19 protein-coding genes are annotated in these 19,276 nt (G+C 51.8%); 18 read left to right on the forward strand and 1 reads right to left on the reverse strand.

What is annotated here, in order from left to right; all coding sequences use genetic code 11:
* Positions 1-33: 33 nt before the first annotated feature.
* Positions 34-1,890: an ABC transporter ATP-binding protein gene (locus HMPREF2661_RS05145; protein WP_049323675.1), complete on the forward strand. Its 1,857-nt coding sequence runs from the start codon at positions 34-36 to the stop codon at positions 1,888-1,890.
* A gap of 109 nt (positions 1,891-1,999) precedes the next feature.
* Here HMPREF2661_RS05145 and HMPREF2661_RS05150 read toward each other — a convergent pair whose 3' ends face one another.
* A complete protein-coding gene (locus HMPREF2661_RS05150) occupies positions 2,000-2,728 on the reverse strand; it encodes an LOG family protein (protein ID WP_003747857.1) in 729 nt (242 codons plus the stop codon).
* Positions 2,729-2,868: 140 nt separating this feature from the next.
* On the opposite strand from HMPREF2661_RS05150, the gene truC reads away from it, so the two are divergent.
* The 17 genes from truC to HMPREF2661_RS05235 all read left to right on the forward strand — a co-directional run bounded on the left by truC (position 2,869) and on the right by HMPREF2661_RS05235 (position 19,225).
* On the forward strand, positions 2,869-3,585 hold the full coding sequence (truC, locus tag HMPREF2661_RS05155; RefSeq protein ID WP_070822614.1) for a tRNA pseudouridine(65) synthase TruC: 717 nt from the start codon (positions 2,869-2,871) through the stop codon (positions 3,583-3,585).
* Between the two features lie 97 nt (positions 3,586-3,682).
* A complete protein-coding gene (gene prfB, locus HMPREF2661_RS05160; RefSeq protein WP_070587888.1) occupies positions 3,683-4,786 on the forward strand; it encodes a peptide chain release factor 2 in 1,104 nt (367 codons plus the stop codon).
* Between the two features lie 200 nt (positions 4,787-4,986).
* Positions 4,987-6,444 (forward strand): oligopeptide:H+ symporter, encoded by a 1,458-nt coding sequence (locus tag HMPREF2661_RS05165; protein WP_003747865.1) that lies wholly within the window; start codon positions 4,987-4,989, stop codon positions 6,442-6,444.
* Positions 6,445-6,769: 325 nt separating this feature from the next.
* Complete coding sequence (locus HMPREF2661_RS05170; RefSeq protein WP_003747867.1) at positions 6,770-7,126, forward strand: NADH-quinone oxidoreductase subunit A; 357 nt, start codon at positions 6,770-6,772, stop codon at positions 7,124-7,126.
* Positions 7,117-7,599: a NuoB/complex I 20 kDa subunit family protein gene (locus HMPREF2661_RS05175; RefSeq protein ID WP_002215610.1), complete on the forward strand. Its 483-nt coding sequence runs from the start codon at positions 7,117-7,119 to the stop codon at positions 7,597-7,599. Before HMPREF2661_RS05170 ends, HMPREF2661_RS05175 begins: the two co-directional genes overlap by 10 nt.
* 12 nt (positions 7,600-7,611) lie before the next feature.
* Entirely contained in the window at positions 7,612-8,205 is a 594-nt protein-coding gene (locus HMPREF2661_RS05180; RefSeq protein WP_049323669.1) for an NADH-quinone oxidoreductase subunit C, read from the forward strand.
* A complete protein-coding gene (gene nuoD / locus HMPREF2661_RS05185; RefSeq protein WP_049323668.1) occupies positions 8,195-9,451 on the forward strand; it encodes an NADH dehydrogenase (quinone) subunit D in 1,257 nt (418 codons plus the stop codon). Before HMPREF2661_RS05180 ends, nuoD begins: the two co-directional genes overlap by 11 nt.
* Positions 9,451-9,924, forward strand: coding sequence for an NADH-quinone oxidoreductase subunit NuoE (nuoE, locus tag HMPREF2661_RS05190; protein ID WP_049323667.1), 474 nt, complete (start codon positions 9,451-9,453; stop codon positions 9,922-9,924). The genes nuoD and nuoE overlap by 1 nt, the downstream gene beginning before the upstream one ends.
* A gap of 57 nt (positions 9,925-9,981) precedes the next feature.
* Positions 9,982-11,277, forward strand: a complete 1,296-nt coding sequence (gene nuoF / locus HMPREF2661_RS05195; RefSeq protein ID WP_070822616.1) for an NADH-quinone oxidoreductase subunit NuoF — start codon at positions 9,982-9,984, stop codon at positions 11,275-11,277.
* Positions 11,278-11,335: 58 nt separating this feature from the next.
* A complete protein-coding gene (gene nuoG, locus HMPREF2661_RS05200) occupies positions 11,336-13,597 on the forward strand; it encodes an NADH-quinone oxidoreductase subunit NuoG (protein ID WP_070822618.1) in 2,262 nt (753 codons plus the stop codon).
* A gap of 2 nt (positions 13,598-13,599) precedes the next feature.
* A complete protein-coding gene (gene nuoH, locus HMPREF2661_RS05205; RefSeq protein WP_002216340.1) occupies positions 13,600-14,676 on the forward strand; it encodes an NADH-quinone oxidoreductase subunit NuoH in 1,077 nt (358 codons plus the stop codon).
* 81 nt (positions 14,677-14,757) lie between these two features.
* Positions 14,758-15,237: an NADH-quinone oxidoreductase subunit NuoI gene (nuoI, locus tag HMPREF2661_RS05210; RefSeq protein WP_070822620.1), complete on the forward strand. Its 480-nt coding sequence runs from the start codon at positions 14,758-14,760 to the stop codon at positions 15,235-15,237.
* 93 nt (positions 15,238-15,330) lie between these two features.
* On the forward strand, positions 15,331-15,720 hold the full coding sequence (locus HMPREF2661_RS05215) for a hypothetical protein (RefSeq protein ID WP_070822622.1): 390 nt from the start codon (positions 15,331-15,333) through the stop codon (positions 15,718-15,720).
* A gap of 128 nt (positions 15,721-15,848) precedes the next feature.
* Positions 15,849-16,520, forward strand: a complete 672-nt coding sequence (locus HMPREF2661_RS05220) for an NADH-quinone oxidoreductase subunit J (RefSeq protein ID WP_070822623.1) — start codon at positions 15,849-15,851, stop codon at positions 16,518-16,520.
* A complete protein-coding gene (gene nuoK / locus HMPREF2661_RS05225) occupies positions 16,517-16,822 on the forward strand; it encodes an NADH-quinone oxidoreductase subunit NuoK (RefSeq protein WP_003747881.1) in 306 nt (101 codons plus the stop codon). The genes HMPREF2661_RS05220 and nuoK overlap by 4 nt, the downstream gene beginning before the upstream one ends.
* 2 nt (positions 16,823-16,824) lie before the next feature.
* Entirely contained in the window at positions 16,825-18,849 is a 2,025-nt protein-coding gene (gene nuoL, locus HMPREF2661_RS05230) for an NADH-quinone oxidoreductase subunit L (protein ID WP_070822625.1), read from the forward strand.
* 70 nt (positions 18,850-18,919) lie between these two features.
* Positions 18,920-19,225: a chorismate mutase gene (locus tag HMPREF2661_RS05235; protein WP_003747884.1), complete on the forward strand. Its 306-nt coding sequence runs from the start codon at positions 18,920-18,922 to the stop codon at positions 19,223-19,225.
* The last annotated feature ends 51 nt before the right edge of the window (positions 19,226-19,276 follow it).

Here is a 19,276-nt window from a genome sequence, read left to right on the forward strand (position 1 = left end):
CGGCCTGGCCGTCTTATCAAATTTGCAAAAACAATGATTAAAAAAATATTCTCATGGTTCGAGTCCCGCATCGACCCTTATCCCGAAGCCGCCCCGAAAACGCCTGAAAAAGGGTTGTGGCGGTTTATTTGGAGCAACATCGAAGGCGTGCGCAAATGGATTGCCGTGTTGGCCGTGTTTACGGTCGGCGTCGGCATCATGGAAGCCTTGATGTTCCAATTTATGGGCAAGGTGGTTGATTGGCTCGGCACGTATACGCCGCAAACGCTTTTTGTTGAAAAAGGCCATGCATTAATCGGCATGATGGCCATGGTGGCATTTTTTGCCGTTTGGACCTTTTTCGCTTCCAATGTGCGCCTGCAAACCCTGCAAGGCGTGTTCCCCATGCGCCTGCGCTGGAATTTCCACCGCCTGATGCTGGGTCAAAGCCTGGGCTTTTATCAGGACGAGTTTGCCGGCCGCGTGTCCGCCAAAGTCATGCAAACCGCGCTGGCGCTGCGCGATGTCGTGATGACCGTTGCCGATATGGTTGTGTATGTGTTGGTGTACTTCATCACTTCCGGCGTGATTCTGTCCTCATTCGATGCTTGGCTTATCGTGCCGTTTATTTGCTGGATGATTGGATTTGCCATGATTATGCGTTTCCTGATTCCCAAGCTCGGCAGAACCGCTGCGCGTCAGGCCGATGCGCGCTCGCTGATGACCGGCCGCATTACCGACGCCTACTCTAATATCGCCACCGTCAAACTCTTCTCCCACGGCGCACGCGAGGCCGCTTATGCCAAGCAGTCGATGGAAGAATTTATGGTAACCGTCCATGCCCAAATGCGTTTGGCAACGCTGCTTCACACCTGCAGTTTTATCGTCAACAGCTCGCTGACCGTCGGTACGACTGCCTTGGGTATTTGGCTTTGGTATCACGGCCAAGTCGGCGTGGGCGCGGTCGCCACCGCCACGGCCATGGCATTGCGCGTGAACGGTTTGTCGCAATACATCATGTGGGAATCCGCCCGATTGTTTGAAAACATCGGTACCGTCAACGACGGCATGGTCACCCTGTCCAAACCCCACACCATCCTCGATAAGCCGCAAGCCCTGCCGCTGAAAGTTACCCGGGGCGAAATCAAGTTTGAACACGTCGATTTCTCCTACGAAGCAGGCAAACCGCTCCTCAACGGCTTTAACCTGAACATCAAACCCGGCGAAAAAGTCGGCTTGATCGGCCGCAGCGGCGCAGGCAAATCCACCATCGTCAACCTACTCCTGCGCTTTTATGAACCGCAAAGCGGCACGATTTCGATCGACGGACAAAACGTGGACAGCGTGACCCAAGAAAGCCTGCGCGCCCAAATCGGTCTGGTGACGCAAGACACTTCCCTGCTGCACCGCTCCGTGCGCGACAACATTATCTACGGCCGCCCCGATGCCACAGACGCCGAAATGATTTCCGCCGCCGAACGCGCCGAAGCCGCCGACTTCATCCCCAACCTTTCCGACGCCAAAGGCCGGCGCGGTTATGACGCACACGTCGGCGAACGCGGCGTGAAACTTTCCGGCGGCCAGCGCCAACGCATCGCCATCGCCCGCGTCATGCTTAAAGACGCGCCGATTCTGTTGCTTGACGAAGCCACCAGCGCGCTCGACTCCGAAGTCGAAGCCGCCATCCAAGAAAGCCTCGACAAAATGATGGAAGGCAAAACCGTGATTGCCATCGCCCACCGCCTCTCCACCATCGCCGCGATGGACCGCCTCATCGTCTTGGACAAAGGCCGCATCATCGAAGAAGGCAGCCACACCGAGTTGCTCGCGAAACAAGGCCTGTACGCCAAACTTTGGGCGCACCAAAGCGGCGGTTTCTTGAGTGAGCATGTCGAGTGGGAAAACAATTAAACGCTTTGAAAGAAGATAAAAGGCCGTCTGAAAACATTTTCAGACGGCCTTTATTCATGAAGCAAAGGGCAGGCGGGATAACTGCTTTTTCAGTTGAAACCTTAGTTTTTTACAGCCCCAGCGACCAAGCATTTTGGTGTTCGGACAAGTCTTCCAAGCGGTTTTCGTAATGGGCGAAGATTTCTTCGATGATTTCGTCTTCGTCGTCGATGACGCGGATCAGGTTCAAGTCCTCTTCCAAAATCAGGTTTCTGCCCAGCAACTGCTCGCGTATCCAGTCCAACAGTCCCGCCCAAAATGCTTTGCCTACTAAGATAATCGGGCGGTCGGGCGTTTTGCCGGTTTGCACCAAAGTCAGGCTTTCAAACAATTCGTCCAATGTGCCGAAACCGCCGGGCATGACGACATACGCCACGGCGTGTTTGACGAACATGACTTTGCGTGGGAAGAAGTGTTGGAATTTAATCGACAAATCTTGATACGGATTGGCTTTTTGCTCGTGCGGCAACACGATATTCAGCCCCACCGCCGGACTTGCGCCTGCAAACGCGCCTTTGTTGGCTGCTTCCATAATGCCCGGCCCGCCGCCGGAAATGACGGAAAATCCGGCATCCGACAGTTTGCGCGCCAAGCGCAATGTGAACGCGTAGTCGGGATGGTTTTCAGGCGTGCGCGCGCTGCCGTAAATGCTGACGGCCGGCTGAATGGCGCGTAATTCTTCGCCGGCTTCGACAAATTCGGAAATAATCTTCAATACATGATACGACTCGCGCGCCTGAATATCGCGGCGGGTTTCGTCGGGCAGCATGGGTTTGGGCAGTTTTTTGAGCAGGCTCACGGCTTTTCCTTCGTGTTTTGTGTGCCGTATTGTAACCCGAAAGGGGCGGGCCGTCTGAAAGTCGGGTTTCGGCGGCAAGTGTACCTGCCACATTTTCAAAAGCCCGTTACAATATCTGCTTTTATTCCGACTGTTCCGCCATGCTCGATATTATCCACCGCGACAGCCGCACCATCGCCGTCAACAAACCTGCCGGAATGCTGGTGCACCGAAGCTGGTTAGACAAACACGAAACCCGTTTTGCCGTGCAGACCCTGCGCGACCAAATCGGGCAGCACGTCTATCCCGTCTACCGCCTCGACCGCCCGACTTCCGGCGTTTTGCTGTTTGCCCTCGATACGGAAGCCGCACGATTATTAACGCAGCAGTTTGAAAACAAAACTATCGAAAAAACTTATTGGGCGATTGTCCGCGGTCATCTGCCTTCAGACGGCCTGATTGATTACGCCCTCAAATATATGCCCGACAAAATCGCCGAAGCGCAGACCGAAGCCACATTGCAGGAAGCGCAAACCGCCTACCGCTGTCTGGCGCAAACCGAGTTGCCGTTCCAATCCGCCCTGCGTTATCCGACCTCGCGTTATTCGTGGGCCGAACTCACGCCGCACACCGGCCGCAAACACCAACTCCGCCGCCATATGAAACACATTTTCCACCCCATCGTCGGCGACACCAACTACGGCGATTTGCGCCAAAACCATGCCGTTGCCGAACATATCGGCACGCAACGCCTGATGTTGCACGCGCGAAGCCTCAGTTTTCAAAGCATAGAAGACGGCAGCCGAATGATTGTGCAAGCACCAATAGACAATGACTGGCAGCTTTGGTTGGAAAAATTCAAAACCGAGGCCGTCTGAAAACCCAAACTGCACATTTTCAGACGGCCCGGTCATGGAAAAAAACAGGCAAATCCCTTACAATACGCCCCTAAAATTTTGAAAGAACACAAGAATCATGGAAGCCGAAGTAATCAACCAGCTTAACAACACCCTAAACGACTTGGAGAAGCGCAGCGAAGACATCCGTGTCTACATGGACTATCAAGGCAAGAAAGACCGATTGGAAGAAGTCATCGGCCTTTCCGAAGACCCTGAGCTGTGGAACGACCCCAAACGCGCCCAAGAAATCGGCAAAGAGCGCAAAATCCTCGAAGGCATCGTGGTAACCCTCGACAACATCGCCTCAGGCATCGAAGACAACCGCATGCTGATCGAAATGGCCGTTGAAGAAAACGACGAAGAAGGTTTTGCCGCCGTGCAGGAAGATGTGGCCGGTTTGGAAAAACAAATGGCCGACCTCGAATTCAAACGAATGTTCAACCAGCCTGCCGACCCGAACAACTGCTTTATCGACATTACCGCAGGCGCGGGCGGTACCGAAGCCGAAGACTGGGCGGGCATGCTGTTCCGCATGTACAGCCGCTACGCCGAGCGCAAAGGCTTCAAAATCGAAATCCTTGAGGAAGACGACGGCGAAATCGCAGGCATCAACCGTGCCACCATCCGCGTGGAAGGCGAATACGCCTACGGCCTGTTGCGCACGGAAACCGGCGTTCACCGCTTGGTGCGCTATTCGCCGTTTGACTCCAACAATAAACGCCATACATCGTTCTCGTCCGTGTTTGTTTACCCCGAAATCGACGATTCCATCGAAATCGAAATCAACCCGGCCGACTTGCGTATCGACACTTACCGCGCATCCGGTGCCGGCGGTCAGCACATTAACAAAACCGACTCCGCCGTGCGTATTACCCACGAGCCGACGGGAATTGTGGTGCAATGTCAAAACGACCGCTCGCAACACGCCAACAAAGCTGCTGCGATGGAAATGTTGAAATCCAAACTGTACGAATTGGAAATGCGCAAACGCAACGAAGAGAAACAGGCATTGGAAGACGGCAAGTCCGATGTGGGTTGGGGCAGCCAAATCCGTTCGTACGTCTTAGACTCCTCACGCATCAAAGACTTGCGCACAGGCTACGAAGTCGGCAACACCAAAGCCGTTTTGGACGGCGACTTGGACGGCTTCATCGAAGCCAGCCTGAAACAAGGCGTATAAACCGTAAAACATAAAATGCCGTCTGAAAGATTTCAGACGGCATTTTTCAGTTTGAAAGAAACATTATTTTGCAAATATTAAAACATGTTTTGCAAATGCAAAGATTGGCGGTAATATATAGTTTCTATAAAAATGATTGGTAGGTATAACAGGCCGTCTGAAGCCTGATCCTGTCCAATATAATTAGGAGAACTTATTAAATGTCCGGTCAAAAGCTGTCTTCTGCCGAGAAAACTTTCTTCGGCCATCCTTTGCAATTATCCACCCTATTCCATATTGAGCTGTGGGAGCGTTTTTCCTTCTACGGTATGCAGGGCATCCTGCTGATTTATCTGTATTACACCGCGAGTCAAGGCGGTTTGGGTATGGATAAAGCCTTGGCCGGCGGCATTGTCGGCGCGTACGGCGGCAGCGTTTACCTGTCCACCATTCTCGGTGCGTGGTTGGCCGACCGCATTTGGGGTGCGGAGCGTACCCTGTTTATCGCCGGCATCGTCGTGATGACCGGCCATATTTTATTGGCGATCGTGCCGGGTTTGATGGGATTGCTGCTGGGCTTGGTGTTTATCGCGCTGGGCAGCGGCGGCGTGAAATCGTCTGCCGGTTCGATGGTCGGTTCTTTGTATGAACGGGAAGACCTGCGCGAATTGCGCGATGCCGGTTTCTCTATTTTCTATATTTCCATCAATATCGGCGGCTTCTTAGGCCCGTTGTTGACCGGTATTTTGCAAGACAGGATGGGTTTCCATTACGGTTTCGGCGCGGCGGCCGTCGGCATGGCATTCGGCCTGCTGTGGTATTCGCGCGGCCGTAAAAACCTGCCGCATACGCCGGTTCCCAATCCGTTGCGCCCTGAAAAGGTGCAGACCGCCATGGCTGTCGGCGTGTTGCTGGTTTTGGTGTTGGGCAGCGTGATTGCTTCCGGCGCACTCACCCTTGAAAACTTCTCCCGCTGGCTCTTGGGCGTGGTTATCGTTACCGTCGTCGCTTATTTCGCGCGCCTGTTGGGCAGCAGCCACGTTGAAGCGGCCAATAAACGCTATATTGTGGCCTATATTCCGCTGTTTTTGACCATTTGTATGTTCTGGGCGGTTTGGTTTCAGGTGTACACCGTTGCGACGGTCTATTTTGACGAAACGGTGGACCGTACTTTCTTCGGCTTTACCGTGCCTGTTTCATGGAAAGATTCGATACAGGCCATGTGGGTGGTCCTCTTTTCCGGCGTGATGGCGGCGGTGTGGACGAAAATGGGCAAACGCCAACCTAAAACGCCGTTGAAGTTTGCACTGGCCATGTTGGTAACCGGCGTCTCTTATTTGAGTTTTATTCCGTATATTTCATCCGGAACCCCGATGCCGATTATCGTGTTTATGCTGGTATTGCTGGCGATTACGATAGGCGAGCTGATGCTGTCGCCGATTTCGCTGTCGTTTTCTACCAAAATCGCCCCAAGCATGTTTAAAACACAAATGGTTGCTTTGAATTTCTTGGCATTGTCCATCGGCTTTACTTTGGGCGGAGTGTTGTTTAAAGACTACTACAATGCTCAGTCGCCATTGGACTTCTACTGGATGCTGGCCACCATCGGCGCAGTAACCTGCGGTATCCTGTTGGTACTCGCCCCGGTATTGAACCGCATGCTCAAAGGTGTCGATTGATTTTTCTATTTAAATGGATGTGATGTATACAGGCCGTCTGAAAATAATCTATTTCAGACGGCCTTATGTTTTATTGAGAATTGGAAAGAGGGCGGATTCGGGACATAAATCGGATAGGCGGAGAATCCGAATGAAATGATACATGATTAAACCGAAATTAAAATTTAGAAATATTAAATACAAATAAGAATTGTTCTCATAACTTTATTGAATTTATTGAGGTTTTTTTGCTGATTTGCTGATATTTACCTTTAAATGGCTTTTGAAATTCGATAAAATGGTAATCTATTTTTAAGATTTGTCTGTCAACCAGTTAGGTACGACCATGTTGGCCAGTTATTTTCCCGTCCTCGTATTCATCCTCGTCGGCCTTGCGGCCGGTGTGCTGTTTATCCTGCTCGGCACTATTTTGGGTCCGAAACACCACTACGCCGAAAAAGATGCGCCTTACGAATGCGGTTTCGAAGCCTTTGAAAACGCAAGGATGAAGTTCGACGTACGTTATTACCTCGTCGCCATCCTCTTTATCCTATTCGATTTGGAGGTTGCGTTTATGCTGCCGTGGGCAGTGGTATTTAAAGAATTGGGTACATACGGCTTCTGGTCTATGCTGGTGTTTATCGTCGTTTTGACGGTAGGCTTTGTTTACGAATGGAAAAAAGGTGCGCTGGAATGGGAATAGAAGGCGTTTTGAAAAAAGGTTTCATCACCACCAGCGCGGATACGGTGCTGAACTATATGCGTACCGGTTCGCTGTGGCCGGTTACTTTCGGTTTGGCCTGTTGCGCCGTGGAAATGATGCACGCAGGTATGGCGCGTTATGACCTGGACCGTTTCGGTATCATTTTCCGTCCGTCCCCCCGTCAGGCCGACCTGATGATTGTGGCGGGTACGCTCACCAACAAAATGGCGCCCGCACTGCGCCGCGTGTACGACCAGCTCGCCGAGCCGCGCTGGGTATTGTCTATGGGCTCGTGTGCCAACGGCGGCGGCTATTATCACTATTCTTATTCCGTTGTGCGTGGTGCCGACCGTGTCGTGCCGGTAGACGTTTATGTGCCGGGTTGTCCGCCGACTGCGGAAGCCCTGATTTACGGCCTGATTCAGCTCCAGCAAAAAATCAAGCGCACTTCCACCATCGCGCGTGACGAGTAAGGAGAGGACGATATGGCAAGCATTCAAAACTTATACGAGACCGTCGTCGGCGTGCTCGGCGAGCAGGCAAGCAAAGTCATTTCAGCTTTGGGCGAGATTACCGTCGAGTGTCTGCCCGAACACTATATTTCAGTCATGACCGCATTGCGCGACCATGAAGATTTGCATTTCGAGCTTCTGGTTGACTTGTGCGGCGTCGATTACAGCACTTACAAAAACGAAGCATGGCAGGGCAAACGCTTTGCTGTCGTCAGCCAGTTGCTTTCCGTTAAAAATAATCAACGCATCCGCGTACGCGTCTGGGTTTCAGACGACGACTTCCCCGTGGTCGAATCCGTAGTCAATATTTACAACAGCGCGGATTGGTATGAGCGCGAAGCCTTCGATATGTACGGCATCATGTTCAACAACCATCCCGACCTGCGCCGCATCCTGACTGATTACGGCTTTGTCGGACATCCGTTCCGCAAAGACTTCCCGATTTCCGGCTATGTCGAAATGCGTTACGACGAAGAGCAAAAACGCGTGATTTATCAACCTGTTACCATTGAGCCGCGCGAGATCACGCCGCGTATCGTCCGTGAGGAGAATTACGGTGGCCAATAAATTAAGAAACTACACCATCAACTTCGGTCCGCAACACCCTGCGGCGCACGGCGTATTGCGTATGATTTTGGAGTTGGACGGCGAACAAATCGTCCGTGCTGACCCGCATATCGGCCTCTTGCACCGAGGCACCGAAAAACTGGCGGAAACCAAAACCTACCTGCAAGCCCTGCCTTATATGGACCGATTGGACTACGTTTCCATGATGGTCAACGAGCAGGCGTATTGCTTGGCGGTAGAAAAACTTGCCGGAATTGATGTGCCTATCCGCGCCCAATACATCCGCGTCATGTTTGCCGAAGTAACGCGCATCCTCAATCACTTGATGGGCATCGGTTCGCACGCATTCGACATCGGCGCGATGACCGCCATCCTTTACGCCTTCCGCGATCGCGAAGAGCTGATGGACTTGTACGAAGCCGTGTCCGGCGCGCGTATGCACGCAGCCTACTTCCGTCCCGGCGGCGTTTACCGCGACCTGCCCGACTTCATGCCTAAATACGAGAGCAGCAAATTCCGCAACGCCAAAGTATTGAAGCAGCTCAACGAATCCCGCGAAGGCACCATGCTCGACTTTATCGACGCCTTCTGCGAACGTTTCCCGAAAAACATCGACACACTCGAAACCCTCCTGACCGACAACCGTATTTGGAAACAGCGTACCGTCGGCATCGGTGTTGTCACTCCTGAGCGCGCCATGCAAAAAGGCTTTACCGGCGTGATGTTGCGCGGTTCCGGCGTGGAATGGGACGTGCGTAAGACACAGCCTTACGAAGTGTACGACAAAATGGATTTCGACATCCCCGTCGGTGTCAACGGCGACTGCTACGACCGCTACCTCTGTCGCATGGAAGAAATGCGTCAATCCGTTCGCATCATCAAACAATGCGTTGACTGGCTTCGCGTGAATCCCGGCCCGGTCATCACCACAAACCACAAATTCGCCCCGCCTAAACGTACCGAAATGAAAACAGGTATGGAAGACCTGATTCACCATTTCAAACTCTTCACCGAGGGTATGCACGTTCCTGAGGGCGAGACTTACACCGCTGTCGAACATCCAAAAGGTGAGTTCGGCGTTTACATCATTTCAGACGGCGCAAACAAACCCTACCGCCTGAAAATCCGCGCACCCGGCTTCGCCCACCTGCAAGGCATGGACGAAATGGCAAAAGGTCACATGCTGGCCGACGTCGTTGCCATCATCGGTACGCAGGACATCGTATTCGGGGAGGTTGACCGATAATGTTATCCGCAGAATCCTTAAAACAAATTGATATTGAGTTGGCAAAATATCCTGCCGACCAACGCCGCTCCGCCATTATGGGCGCATTGCGTATTGCCCAAACCGAAAAAGGCTGGCTTGCTCCCGAGACCATCGCTTTTGTCGCAGACTATATCGGCATCTCGCCTGCGCAAGCCTACGAAGTCGCTACTTTCTACAATATGTACGACCTTGAGCCTATCGGCAAATACAAACTGACCGTTTGTACCAACCTGCCCTGCGCCCTGCGCGGCGGTATGGATACCGGCGAATACCTGAAGAAAAAACTCGGTATCGGCTACGGCGAAACCACGCCCGACGGCAAATTTACCCTTGTCGAAGGCGAATGCATGGGCGCATGTGGCGACGCACCGGTCATGCTGGTCAACAACCACAGCATGTGCAGCTTTATGACCGAAGAAGCGATTGACAAGAAACTTGCCGAACTGAAATAAAAGGCCGTCTGAAAACAACGGCTGCAACCGATACGAAAACGAACAGGCACACCAAAAATGGCTATTTACCAATCAGGCGTGATTTTTGACCAAGTGGATACCGCCAATCCCGATTGCTGGACATTGGACGAATACGTCAAACGTGGCGGTTATACCGCCCTGCGTAAAATCCTGTCCGAAAACATCTCGCAAAGCGATGTGATTGACGAAGTCAAAGCCTCCGGCTTGCGCGGTCGTGGCGGTGCGGGCTTCCCGACCGGTTTGAAATGGAGCTTTATGCCCCGTTCCTTCCCGGGCGAAAAATATGTGGTTTGCAACACCGACGAAGGCGAGCCGGGTACATTTAAAGACCGTGACATCATCATGTTCAATCCTCATGCCCTGATTGAAGGCATGATTATTGCCGGTTATGCGATGGGTGCGAAAGCCGGCTACAACTACATCCACGGCGAAATTTTCGAAGGCTACCAACGCTTTGAAGCCGCTTTGGAGCAGGCGCGTGCCGCAGGCTTTTTAGGTAAAAATATTTTGGGTTCGGATTTTGAATTTGAACTCTTCGCCCACCACGGTTACGGCGCATATATTTGCGGTGAAGAAACCGCATTGCTCGAATCGCTGGAAGGCAAAAAAGGCCAGCCGCGCTTTAAACCGCCATTCCCTGCTTCGTTCGGCCTGTACGGCAAACCGACTACCATCAACAATACCGAAACGTTCTCCTCCGTCCCCTTCATTATCCGTGACGGCGGACAGGCGTTTGCCGATAAAGGTATTCCGAATGCAGGCGGTACCAAATTGTTCTGTATTTCCGGCCATGTGGAGCGTCCGGGCAACTATGAAGTGCCATTGGGTACGCCGTTTGCCGAAGTCTTAAAAATGGCGGGCGGTATGCGCGGCGGTAAAAAACTTAAAGCTGTTATCCCCGGCGGTTCGTCCGCGCCCGTGTTGCCTGCCGACATCATGATGCAGACCAATATGGACTATGACTCGATTTCCAAAGCAGGCTCGATGCTGGGTTCCGGCGCGATTATCGTGATGGACGAAGACGTGTGCATGGTCAAAGCCCTTGAGCGCCTGAGCTACTTCTACTACGACGAGTCTTGCGGCCAATGTACGCCTTGCCGAGAAGGTACGGGCTGGCTCTACCGCATCATCCACCGCATCGTAGAAGGCAAAGGCCGCATGGAAGACTTGGATTTGTTGGATTCTGTCGGCAACCAAATGGCAGGCCGCACCATCTGCGCCCTCGCCGATGCCGCCGTCTTCCCTGTCCGCAGCTTTACCAAGCATTTCCGTGATGAGTTTGTGCATTACATCGAACACGGCGGACCGATGAAACCGAATAAGTGGTGCTAAGTTTTCAGACGGCCTCTAAAAGAATTATTTATTAAATACCCGTAACTAGGAACGAACCATGTTACAAATCGAAATCGACGGCAAACAGGTATCTGTGGAGCAGGGCGCGACGGTGATTGAAGCCGCGCACAAGCTCGGTACTTATATCCCGCATTTCTGTTACCACAAAAAACTTTCCATCGCCGCCAACTGCCGTATGTGTTTGGTGGACGTAGAAAAAGCCCCCAAACCTCTGCCCGCCTGTGCCACGCCGGTTACAGACGGCATGATTGTGCGTACGCATTCGGCAAAAGCCCGAGAGGCGCAAGAAGGTGTGATGGAGTTCCTGCTCATCAACCATCCGCTTGATTGTCCGACCTGCGACCAAGGCGGTGAATGCCAGTTGCAGGATTTGGCGATGGGCTACGGCAAAAATACCAGCCGTTATACCGAAGAAAAACGTTCCGTCGTCGGCAAAGACATGGGTCCTTTGATTTCCGCCGAGGAAATGAGCCGTTGTATCCACTGTACCCGTTGCGTTCGTTTCACCGAAGAAATCGCCGGCGTGCAAGAAATCGCTATGGCCAACCGCGGCGAACATTCCGAGATCATGCCTTTTATCGGCAAAGCAGTGGAAACCGAATTATCAGGCAACGTCATCGATTTGTGTCCTGTCGGCGCATTGACCAGCAAACCATTCCGCTTTAACGCGCGTACTTGGGAATTGAACCGCCGCAAATCCGTTTCCGCCCATGACGCTTTGGGCAGCAACCTGATTGTACAAACCAAAGACCATACCGTCCGCCGCGTGTTGCCGTTGGAAAACGAAGCCATCAACGAATGCTGGCTGTCCGACCGCGACCGTTTCGCCTACGAAGGCCTGTATCACGAAAGCCGTCTGAAAAACCCGAAAATCAAACAGGGCGGCGAGTGGATGGACGTGGATTGGAAAACCGCGTTGGAATATGTCCGCAGCGCGATCGAATGTATCGCCAAAGACGGCAACCAAAACCAAGTCGGCGTTTGGGCCAATCCGATGAATACGGTTGAAGAGCTGTATCTGGCCAAAAAACTTGCCGACGGCTTGGGCGTTAAAAACTTTGCCACCCGTTTGCGCCAACAAGACAAACGTCTTTCAGACGGCCTTAAAGGTGCGCAATGGTTGGGACAAAGCATCGAATCTTTGGCTGACAACGATGCCGTATTGGTAGTCGGTGCGAACTTGCGCAAAGAACAGCCGCTCCTGACCGCCCGCCTGCGCCGCGCCGCTAAAGACCGCATGGCCTTGAGCGTATTGGCCAGCAGTAAAGAAGAATTGTTTATGCCGCTTCTGTCTCAAGAAGCGGTGCATCTCGATGAGTGGGCAGGCCGTCTGAAAAACCTGTCTGCCAATGCGGAACACGCCGTTACCGCCAGCCTGAAAAACGCTGAAAAAGCAGCAGTGATTTTGGGCGCGGAAGTGCAAAACCATTCTGATTACGCCGCCATTTATGCCGCCGCGCAAGAGCTGGCAGATGCGACCGGCGCAGTGCTGGGTATTTTGCCGCAAGCCGCCAACAGCGTCGGTGCGGATGTTTTGGGCGTGAACTCGGGCGAGAGCGTTGCCGAAATGGCAAACGCGCCGAAACAGGCAGTCTTGCTGCTCAACGTCGAGCCTGAAATCGATACGGTTGCCGGTGCAAAAGCCGTAGCCGCGTTGAAACAGGCGAAAAGCGTGATGGCGTTTACGCCGTTTGTCAGCGAAACGCTGCTGGACGTGTGCGACGTATTGTTGCCGATTGCGCCGTTTACTGAAACCTCAGGCAGCTTCATCAATATGGAAGGCCGTCTGCAATCCTTCCACGGCGTGGTACAAGGCTTCGGCGATTCGCGTCCGATGTGGAAAGTGTTGCGCGTATTGGGCAACCTGTTTGACCTGAAAGGTTTTGAATACCACGATACCGCCTCGATTCTGAAAGATGCGCTGGACGTGGAAAGCCTGCCGTCCAAACTGGACAACCGCAGCACATGGACAGGGGAGGGCGTTCAGACGGCCTCAGACCGCCTCGTTCGTGTCGGCGGCGTCGGTATTTATCACACTGATTCTATCGTGCGCCGTTCCGCACCGTTGCAAGAAACCAGCCATGCCGCTGTGCCTGCCGCGCGTGTGAATCCGAACACATTGGCACGCTTGGGCCTGCAAGACGGACAAACCGCTGTCGCCAAACAAAACGGCGCAAGCGTATCGGTTACCGTCAAAGCCGATGCCGGTTTGCCTGAAAACGTGGTGCATCTGCCGCTGCATACAGAAAATGCCGCGCTGGGTGCGTTGATGGACACTATTGAACTGGCGGGAGCTTGATCATGCAAGAATGGTTCCAAAACCTCTTTGCCGCAACGCTCGGTCTGGGCGATTTGGGTATTACCGTAGGCTTGGTGGTATCCGTCATCGTCAAAATTGTGATTATCCTGATTCCGCTGATTCTGACCGTTGCCTACCTGACGTATTTCGAACGTAAAGTCATCGGCTTTATGCAGCTTCGCGTCGGCCCGAACGTAACCGGCCCGTGGGGTCTGATTCAGCCGTTTGCCGACGTGTTCAAACTCTTGTTTAAAGAGGTAACCCGTCCGAAGCTGTCAAACAAAGCCCTGTTCTACATCGGCCCGATTATGTCGCTCGCCCCGTCTTTTGCGGCGTGGGCAGTGATTCCGTTCAACGAAGAATGGGTGCTGACCAATATCAATATCGGCCTTTTGTACATCCTGATGATTACCTCGCTGTCGGTTTACGGCGTGATCATCGCGGGCTGGGCTTCCAACTCCAAATATTCGTTCTTGGGTGCAATGCGTGCTTCCGCGCAAAGCATTTCCTACGAGATTGCCATGAGTGCCGCGCTGGTGTGCGTTGTGATGGTATCGGGCAGCATGAACTTCTCCGACATCGTTGCCGCACAAGCCAAAGGTATTGCCGGCGGTTCGGTATTCTCGTGGAACTGGCTGCCGCTCTTCCCCATCTTCATCGTCTATCTGATTTCCGCCGTTGCTGAAACCAACCGCGCGCCGTTTGACGTGGCAGAGGGTGAATCTGAAATCGTTGCCGGCCACCACGTTGAATACTCTGGCTTCGCATTCGCGCTGTTCTTCCTTGCCGAATACATTTTCATGATTCTGATTGCCGCGCTGACATCGCTGATGTTCCTCGGCGGCTGGTTGTCTCCGTTCCCGCAAAGCTGGGGCTTTATCGGTACGCCTTCCGCATTCTGGATGTTCGTGAAAATGGCGGCGGTGTTGTACTGGTATCTGTGGATCCGTGCAACTTTCCCACGCTACCGTTACGACCAAATCATGCGTTTGGGCTGGAAAGTGCTGATTCCGATCGGCTTCGCCTACATCGTGATTTTGGGCGTGTGGATGATTTCACCGCTGAATTTGTGGAAATAAGTTTCAGACGGCATCTTGAGGCCGTCTGAACAAAGCGATTTTGAATACCTAACGAAATCCCTGTTTTGAGGGAACATAAATATGGCTAACTTAGTAAAAACCTTTCTGCTTGGCGAATTGGTCAAAGGCTTGGGCGTAACGCTCAAAAACTTTTTTGCCCGCAAAGACACAATTTATTTCCCCGAAGAGAAAACGCCGCAATCCGTGCGTTTCCGCGGCCTGCATGCGCAACGCCGTTATCCGAATGGCGAAGAGCGCTGTATTGCGTGTAAATTGTGTGAGGCAGTTTGTCCGGCAATGGCGATTAACATCGAATCGGAAGAACGCGAAGACGGCACCCGCCGCACCAAGCGTTACGACATCGACCTGACCAAGTGCATCTTCTGCGGTTTCTGCGAGGAGGCCTGCCCGACCGATGCGATTGTAGAAACCCATATTTTTGAATACCACGGCGAGAAAAAAGGCGACTTGCACATGACCAAGCCGATTCTTTTGGTCATTGGCGACAAATACGAAGCTGAAATCGCCAAACGCAAAGCCGCTGACGCGCCGTACCGGTGAAGAATGGGAACGCTTGTGTTAGCAAAATTCAAGTATCCTGAAATCGCTAGAAGTAGTCCGTACAACAAGCTAAAAATTTAAAGGTTGAATTTTATGGAAGAAGATTTTGGTTATGATTTGAGTGACTGGGAAAAGGCTAAGTTAGAGGCAGAACAGTATTTAATCAAACAAGCAGCGATATTAGGTCAAAGAGAATATATTTTTTATAGCACATTAGCATCGGTAATTAAAACAATACAAATAGATGCACATAGTGTAGCGATGAGTCATCTTTTGGCACAGATTAGTGAAAAAACATATTTGTCTCATGGGTTTATGTTAAGTGCGTTAGTTGTATCGAAGGAGCATAAAATTCCGGGTGAGGGTTTTTTTGAATTGGCAAAAAAATTATATAAGGATGATAAAGTTTATGAAGGTAGATGGTATTTTAGCGAAGTCAACAAGATTAAAAAATATGCTAAAGAGAGACTTGGCGTAGAGTAATTTGTTAACCTACAAATAACTTGATACACGAATGAATTTTTAAGTTATTTGGTGCAACCAATAAACCACGTCCGATAAAGCCAAAACGCAAAAATTATTGAAATATTCTAAAACGGAAAGTGTAAATTATGAGCTTTCAACTTATTCTGTTTTACTTGTTGGCCGCCATCGTCCTATACGGCGCGCTGCGTACTGTTACTGCGAAAAACCCTGTCCATGCTGCTTTGCATCTGGTGCTGACCTTCTGCGTGAGCGCGATGATTTGGATGCTGATGCAGGCAGAGTTTTTGGGCGTTACGCTGGTGGTCGTGTATGTCGGCGCCGTGATGGTGTTGTTCCTGTTCGTCGTGATGATGTTGAACATCGACATTGAAGAAATGCGCGCCGGTTTCTGGCGTCATGCGCCTGTTGCCGGCGTGGTCGGCACATTGTTGGCGGTTGCCCTGATCCTGATTTTGGTCAACCCGAAAACCGACCTGGCCGCATTTGGTCTGATGAAAGACATTCCGGCCGATTACAACAATATCCGCGATTTGGGCAGCCGTATTTATACCGATTATCTGCTGCCGTTTGAGTTGGCGGCGGTATTGCTGCTGTTGGGTATGGTGGCGGCGATTGCGCTGGTTCACCGCAAAACTTTCAATCCGAAACGTATGGATCCTGCCGACCAAGTCAAAGTACGCGCTGATCAAGGCCGTATGCGCTTGGTAAAAATGGAAGCTGTGAAACCGCAAAAAGAATTTGTTGAAGAGAGCGAAGTTTCAGACGGCCTCAAGCCGGAAGGGGAGGGCAAAGCATGATTACCTTGACGCATTATCTGGTATTGGGTGCGCTCCTGTTCGGTATCAGCGCAATGGGTATCTTTATGAACCGCAAAAACGTGCTGGTATTGCTGATGTCCATCGAGCTGATGCTCTTAGCGGTGAACTTCAACTTTATCGCCTTCTCCCAATATTTGGGCGATACTGCCGGACAGATTTTCGTATTCTTCGTACTGACCGTTGCCGCTGCTGAATCCGCCATCGGTTTAGCGATTATGGTGCTGGTGTACCGTAACAGAAAAACAATCAACGTTGCCGATTTGGATGAGTTGAAAGGGTAATCATGAACGACATGACTTTATATTTGGTAATTGCCCTTGTGCCTTTGGCAGGCTCGCTGATTGCGGGTTTGTTCGGCAATAAAATCGGACGTGCCGGTGCGCATACCGTAACAATACTCGGTGTGGCGGTGTCTGCCGTGCTGTCGGCTTATGTGCTGTGGGGATTCCTCAATGGCAGCCGTACCAAGTTTGACGAGAACGTTTATACCTGGCTGACAATGGGCGGTTTGGATTTCTCCGTCGGCTTCTTGGTCGATACGATGACGGCGATGATGATGGTCGTGGTTACCGGTGTGTCGTTGATGGTACATATCTACACCATCGGCTATATGCACGATGAAAAAGTCGGCTACCAACGCTTCTTCAGCTATATTTCTTTGTTTACTTTCAGCATGTTGATGCTGATTATGAGCAATAACTTCATCCAGCTCTTCTTCGGCTGGGAGGCTGTGGGTTTGGTGTCGTACCTTTTGATTGGTTTCTATTTCAAACGTCCGAGCGCAATATTTGCCAACCTGAAAGCCTTTTTGATCAACCGTGTCGGCGACTTCGGCTTTTTGCTCGGTATCGGCTTGGTGCTTGCCTATTTCGGCGGCAGCCTGCGCTATCAAGATGTATTCGCTTATCTGCCTAATGTTCAGACGGCCACTATCCAACTGTTCCCCGGTGTGGAATGGTCTTTGATTACCGTAACCTGTTTGCTATTGTTTGTGGGTGCGATGGGTAAATCGGCGCAATTCCCGCTGCACGTTTGGCTGCCTGATTCGATGGAAGGCCCGACCCCGATTTCTGCATTGATTCACGCCGCAACCATGGTTACCGCCGGTCTGTTCATGGTATCGCGTATGTCGCCGATTTATGAGATGAGCAGCACTGCGCTGTCAGTCATCATGGTAATCGGTGCGATTACTGCCCTGTTTATGGGTTTCTTGGGCGTGATTCAAAACGACATCAAACGTGTGGTTGCGTATTCCACCTTGTCGCAACTGGGCTATATGACCGTGGCTCTGGGTGCGTCTGCCTATTCCGTGGCGATGTTCCATGTGATGACCCACGCTTTCTTTAAAGCCTTGTTGTTCTTGGCCGCAGGTAGCGCGATTATCGGTATGCACCATGACCAAGATATGCGCCACATGGGCAATCTGAAAAAATACATGCCGATTACTTGGCTGACCATGCTGATCGGTAACTTGTCGCTGATCGGTACGCCGTTCTTCTCCGGCTTCTATTCCAAAGATTCGATTATCGAAGCAGCGAAATACAGCACCCTGCCGGGCAGCGGCTTTGCTTATTTTGCCGTCCTCGCAAGCGTGTTCGTTACCGCGTTTTACGCGTTCCGCCAATACTTTATGGTGTTCCACGGCGAAGAGAAATGGCGCAGCCTGCCTGAACATCATGACGATCATCATGGCGAAGAGCATCACGGTTTGGGTAAAAACGACAATCCGCACGAAAGCCCGCTGGTTGTTACCCTGCCTTTGATTCTGCTGGCCATTCCGTCCGTCATCATCGGCTACGTTGCCATCGAGCCTATGCTTTACGGCGATTTCTTCAAAGACGTGATTTTCGTCAATACCGACGCGCATCCGACCATGCACATCATGAAGGAAGAGTTCCACGGCGCATTGGCAATGGTGTCGCACAGCCTGCATTCGCCTGTACTCTACCTTGCTATCGCAGGCGTATTGAGCGCATGGCTCTTGTACGTCAAACTGCCGCACCTGCCTGCGAAAATTGCACAGGCGTTCCGTCCGATTTACGTTTTGTTTGAAAACAAATACTACCTCGACGCCCTGTATTTCAACATTTTCGCCAAAGGCACACGCGCACTGGGTACCTTCTTCTGGAAAGTCGGCGATACCGCCATTATCGACAACGGCATCGTCAACGGCTCCGCCAAACTGGTCGGCGCGATTGCCGCGCAGGTACGCAAAGTCCAAACCGGCTTCATCTATACCTATGCCGCCGCTATGGTATTCGGCGTATTGGTACTGCTCGGCATGACCTTCTGGGGATTGTTCCGATAAAAGAGGGATTTCAGACGGCCTGTCTATAGTTTGTGTATAGGGCCGTCTGAAAAAGAAAATTTGAGCAACAATGATTGAAGATAAATTACCGCAAACCCTGGACGAAGTCCGCGAAGCCATCGACGGTTTGGATAAGGGATTAATCGAATTACTCGCCCGTCGGCAGAAATTGGTACGGCAGGCTGGTCGTCTGAAACCTAAAAACGATGTGCAGGCGGTTTCCGCGCCCGAACGGGTGGCTCAAGTGATTGCCTCTCGCCGCGCTTATGCCGAAAAGGCCGGTTTGTCGCCCGAAGTAGCAGAAGCAGTTTGGCGCAGCATGATTGATGCGTTCATTAAACTTGAGATGGACACCAACCGTACCGACGGGGCGTAGTCAAAATCTTCGGATAACGGTTTTGACAAGAAAAATAGGGAAGAGGCCGTC

Source organism: Neisseria sp. HMSC061B04 (assembly GCF_001836705.1).
Classification (GTDB): domain Bacteria; phylum Pseudomonadota; class Gammaproteobacteria; order Burkholderiales; family Neisseriaceae; genus Neisseria.

Bases quoted from the DNA above. Each gene is read 5' to 3' on its own strand.
- HMPREF2661_RS05145 (WP_049323675.1), top strand. From the start codon at position 34: ATGATTAAAAAAATATTCTCATGGTTCGAGTCCCGCATCGACCCTTAT.
- truC (WP_070822614.1), top strand. From the start codon at position 2,869: ATGCTCGATATTATCCACCGCGACAGCCGCACCATCGCCGTCAACAAA.
- prfB (WP_070587888.1), top strand. From the start codon at position 3,683: ATGGAAGCCGAAGTAATCAACCAGCTTAACAACACCCTAAACGACTTG.
- HMPREF2661_RS05165 (WP_003747865.1), top strand. From the start codon at position 4,987: ATGTCCGGTCAAAAGCTGTCTTCTGCCGAGAAAACTTTCTTCGGCCAT.
- HMPREF2661_RS05170 (WP_003747867.1), top strand. From the start codon at position 6,770: ATGTTGGCCAGTTATTTTCCCGTCCTCGTATTCATCCTCGTCGGCCTT.
- HMPREF2661_RS05175 (WP_002215610.1), top strand. From the start codon at position 7,117: ATGGGAATAGAAGGCGTTTTGAAAAAAGGTTTCATCACCACCAGCGCG.
- HMPREF2661_RS05180 (WP_049323669.1), top strand. From the start codon at position 7,612: ATGGCAAGCATTCAAAACTTATACGAGACCGTCGTCGGCGTGCTCGGC.
- nuoE (WP_049323667.1), top strand. From the start codon at position 9,451: ATGTTATCCGCAGAATCCTTAAAACAAATTGATATTGAGTTGGCAAAA.
- nuoF (WP_070822616.1), top strand. From the start codon at position 9,982: ATGGCTATTTACCAATCAGGCGTGATTTTTGACCAAGTGGATACCGCC.
- nuoG (WP_070822618.1), top strand. From the start codon at position 11,336: ATGTTACAAATCGAAATCGACGGCAAACAGGTATCTGTGGAGCAGGGC.
- nuoH (WP_002216340.1), top strand. From the start codon at position 13,600: ATGCAAGAATGGTTCCAAAACCTCTTTGCCGCAACGCTCGGTCTGGGC.
- nuoI (WP_070822620.1), top strand. From the start codon at position 14,758: ATGGCTAACTTAGTAAAAACCTTTCTGCTTGGCGAATTGGTCAAAGGC.
- HMPREF2661_RS05215 (WP_070822622.1), top strand. From the start codon at position 15,331: ATGGAAGAAGATTTTGGTTATGATTTGAGTGACTGGGAAAAGGCTAAG.
- HMPREF2661_RS05220 (WP_070822623.1), top strand. From the start codon at position 15,849: ATGAGCTTTCAACTTATTCTGTTTTACTTGTTGGCCGCCATCGTCCTA.
- nuoK (WP_003747881.1), top strand. From the start codon at position 16,517: ATGATTACCTTGACGCATTATCTGGTATTGGGTGCGCTCCTGTTCGGT.
- nuoL (WP_070822625.1), top strand. From the start codon at position 16,825: ATGAACGACATGACTTTATATTTGGTAATTGCCCTTGTGCCTTTGGCA.
- HMPREF2661_RS05235 (WP_003747884.1), top strand. From the start codon at position 18,920: ATGATTGAAGATAAATTACCGCAAACCCTGGACGAAGTCCGCGAAGCC.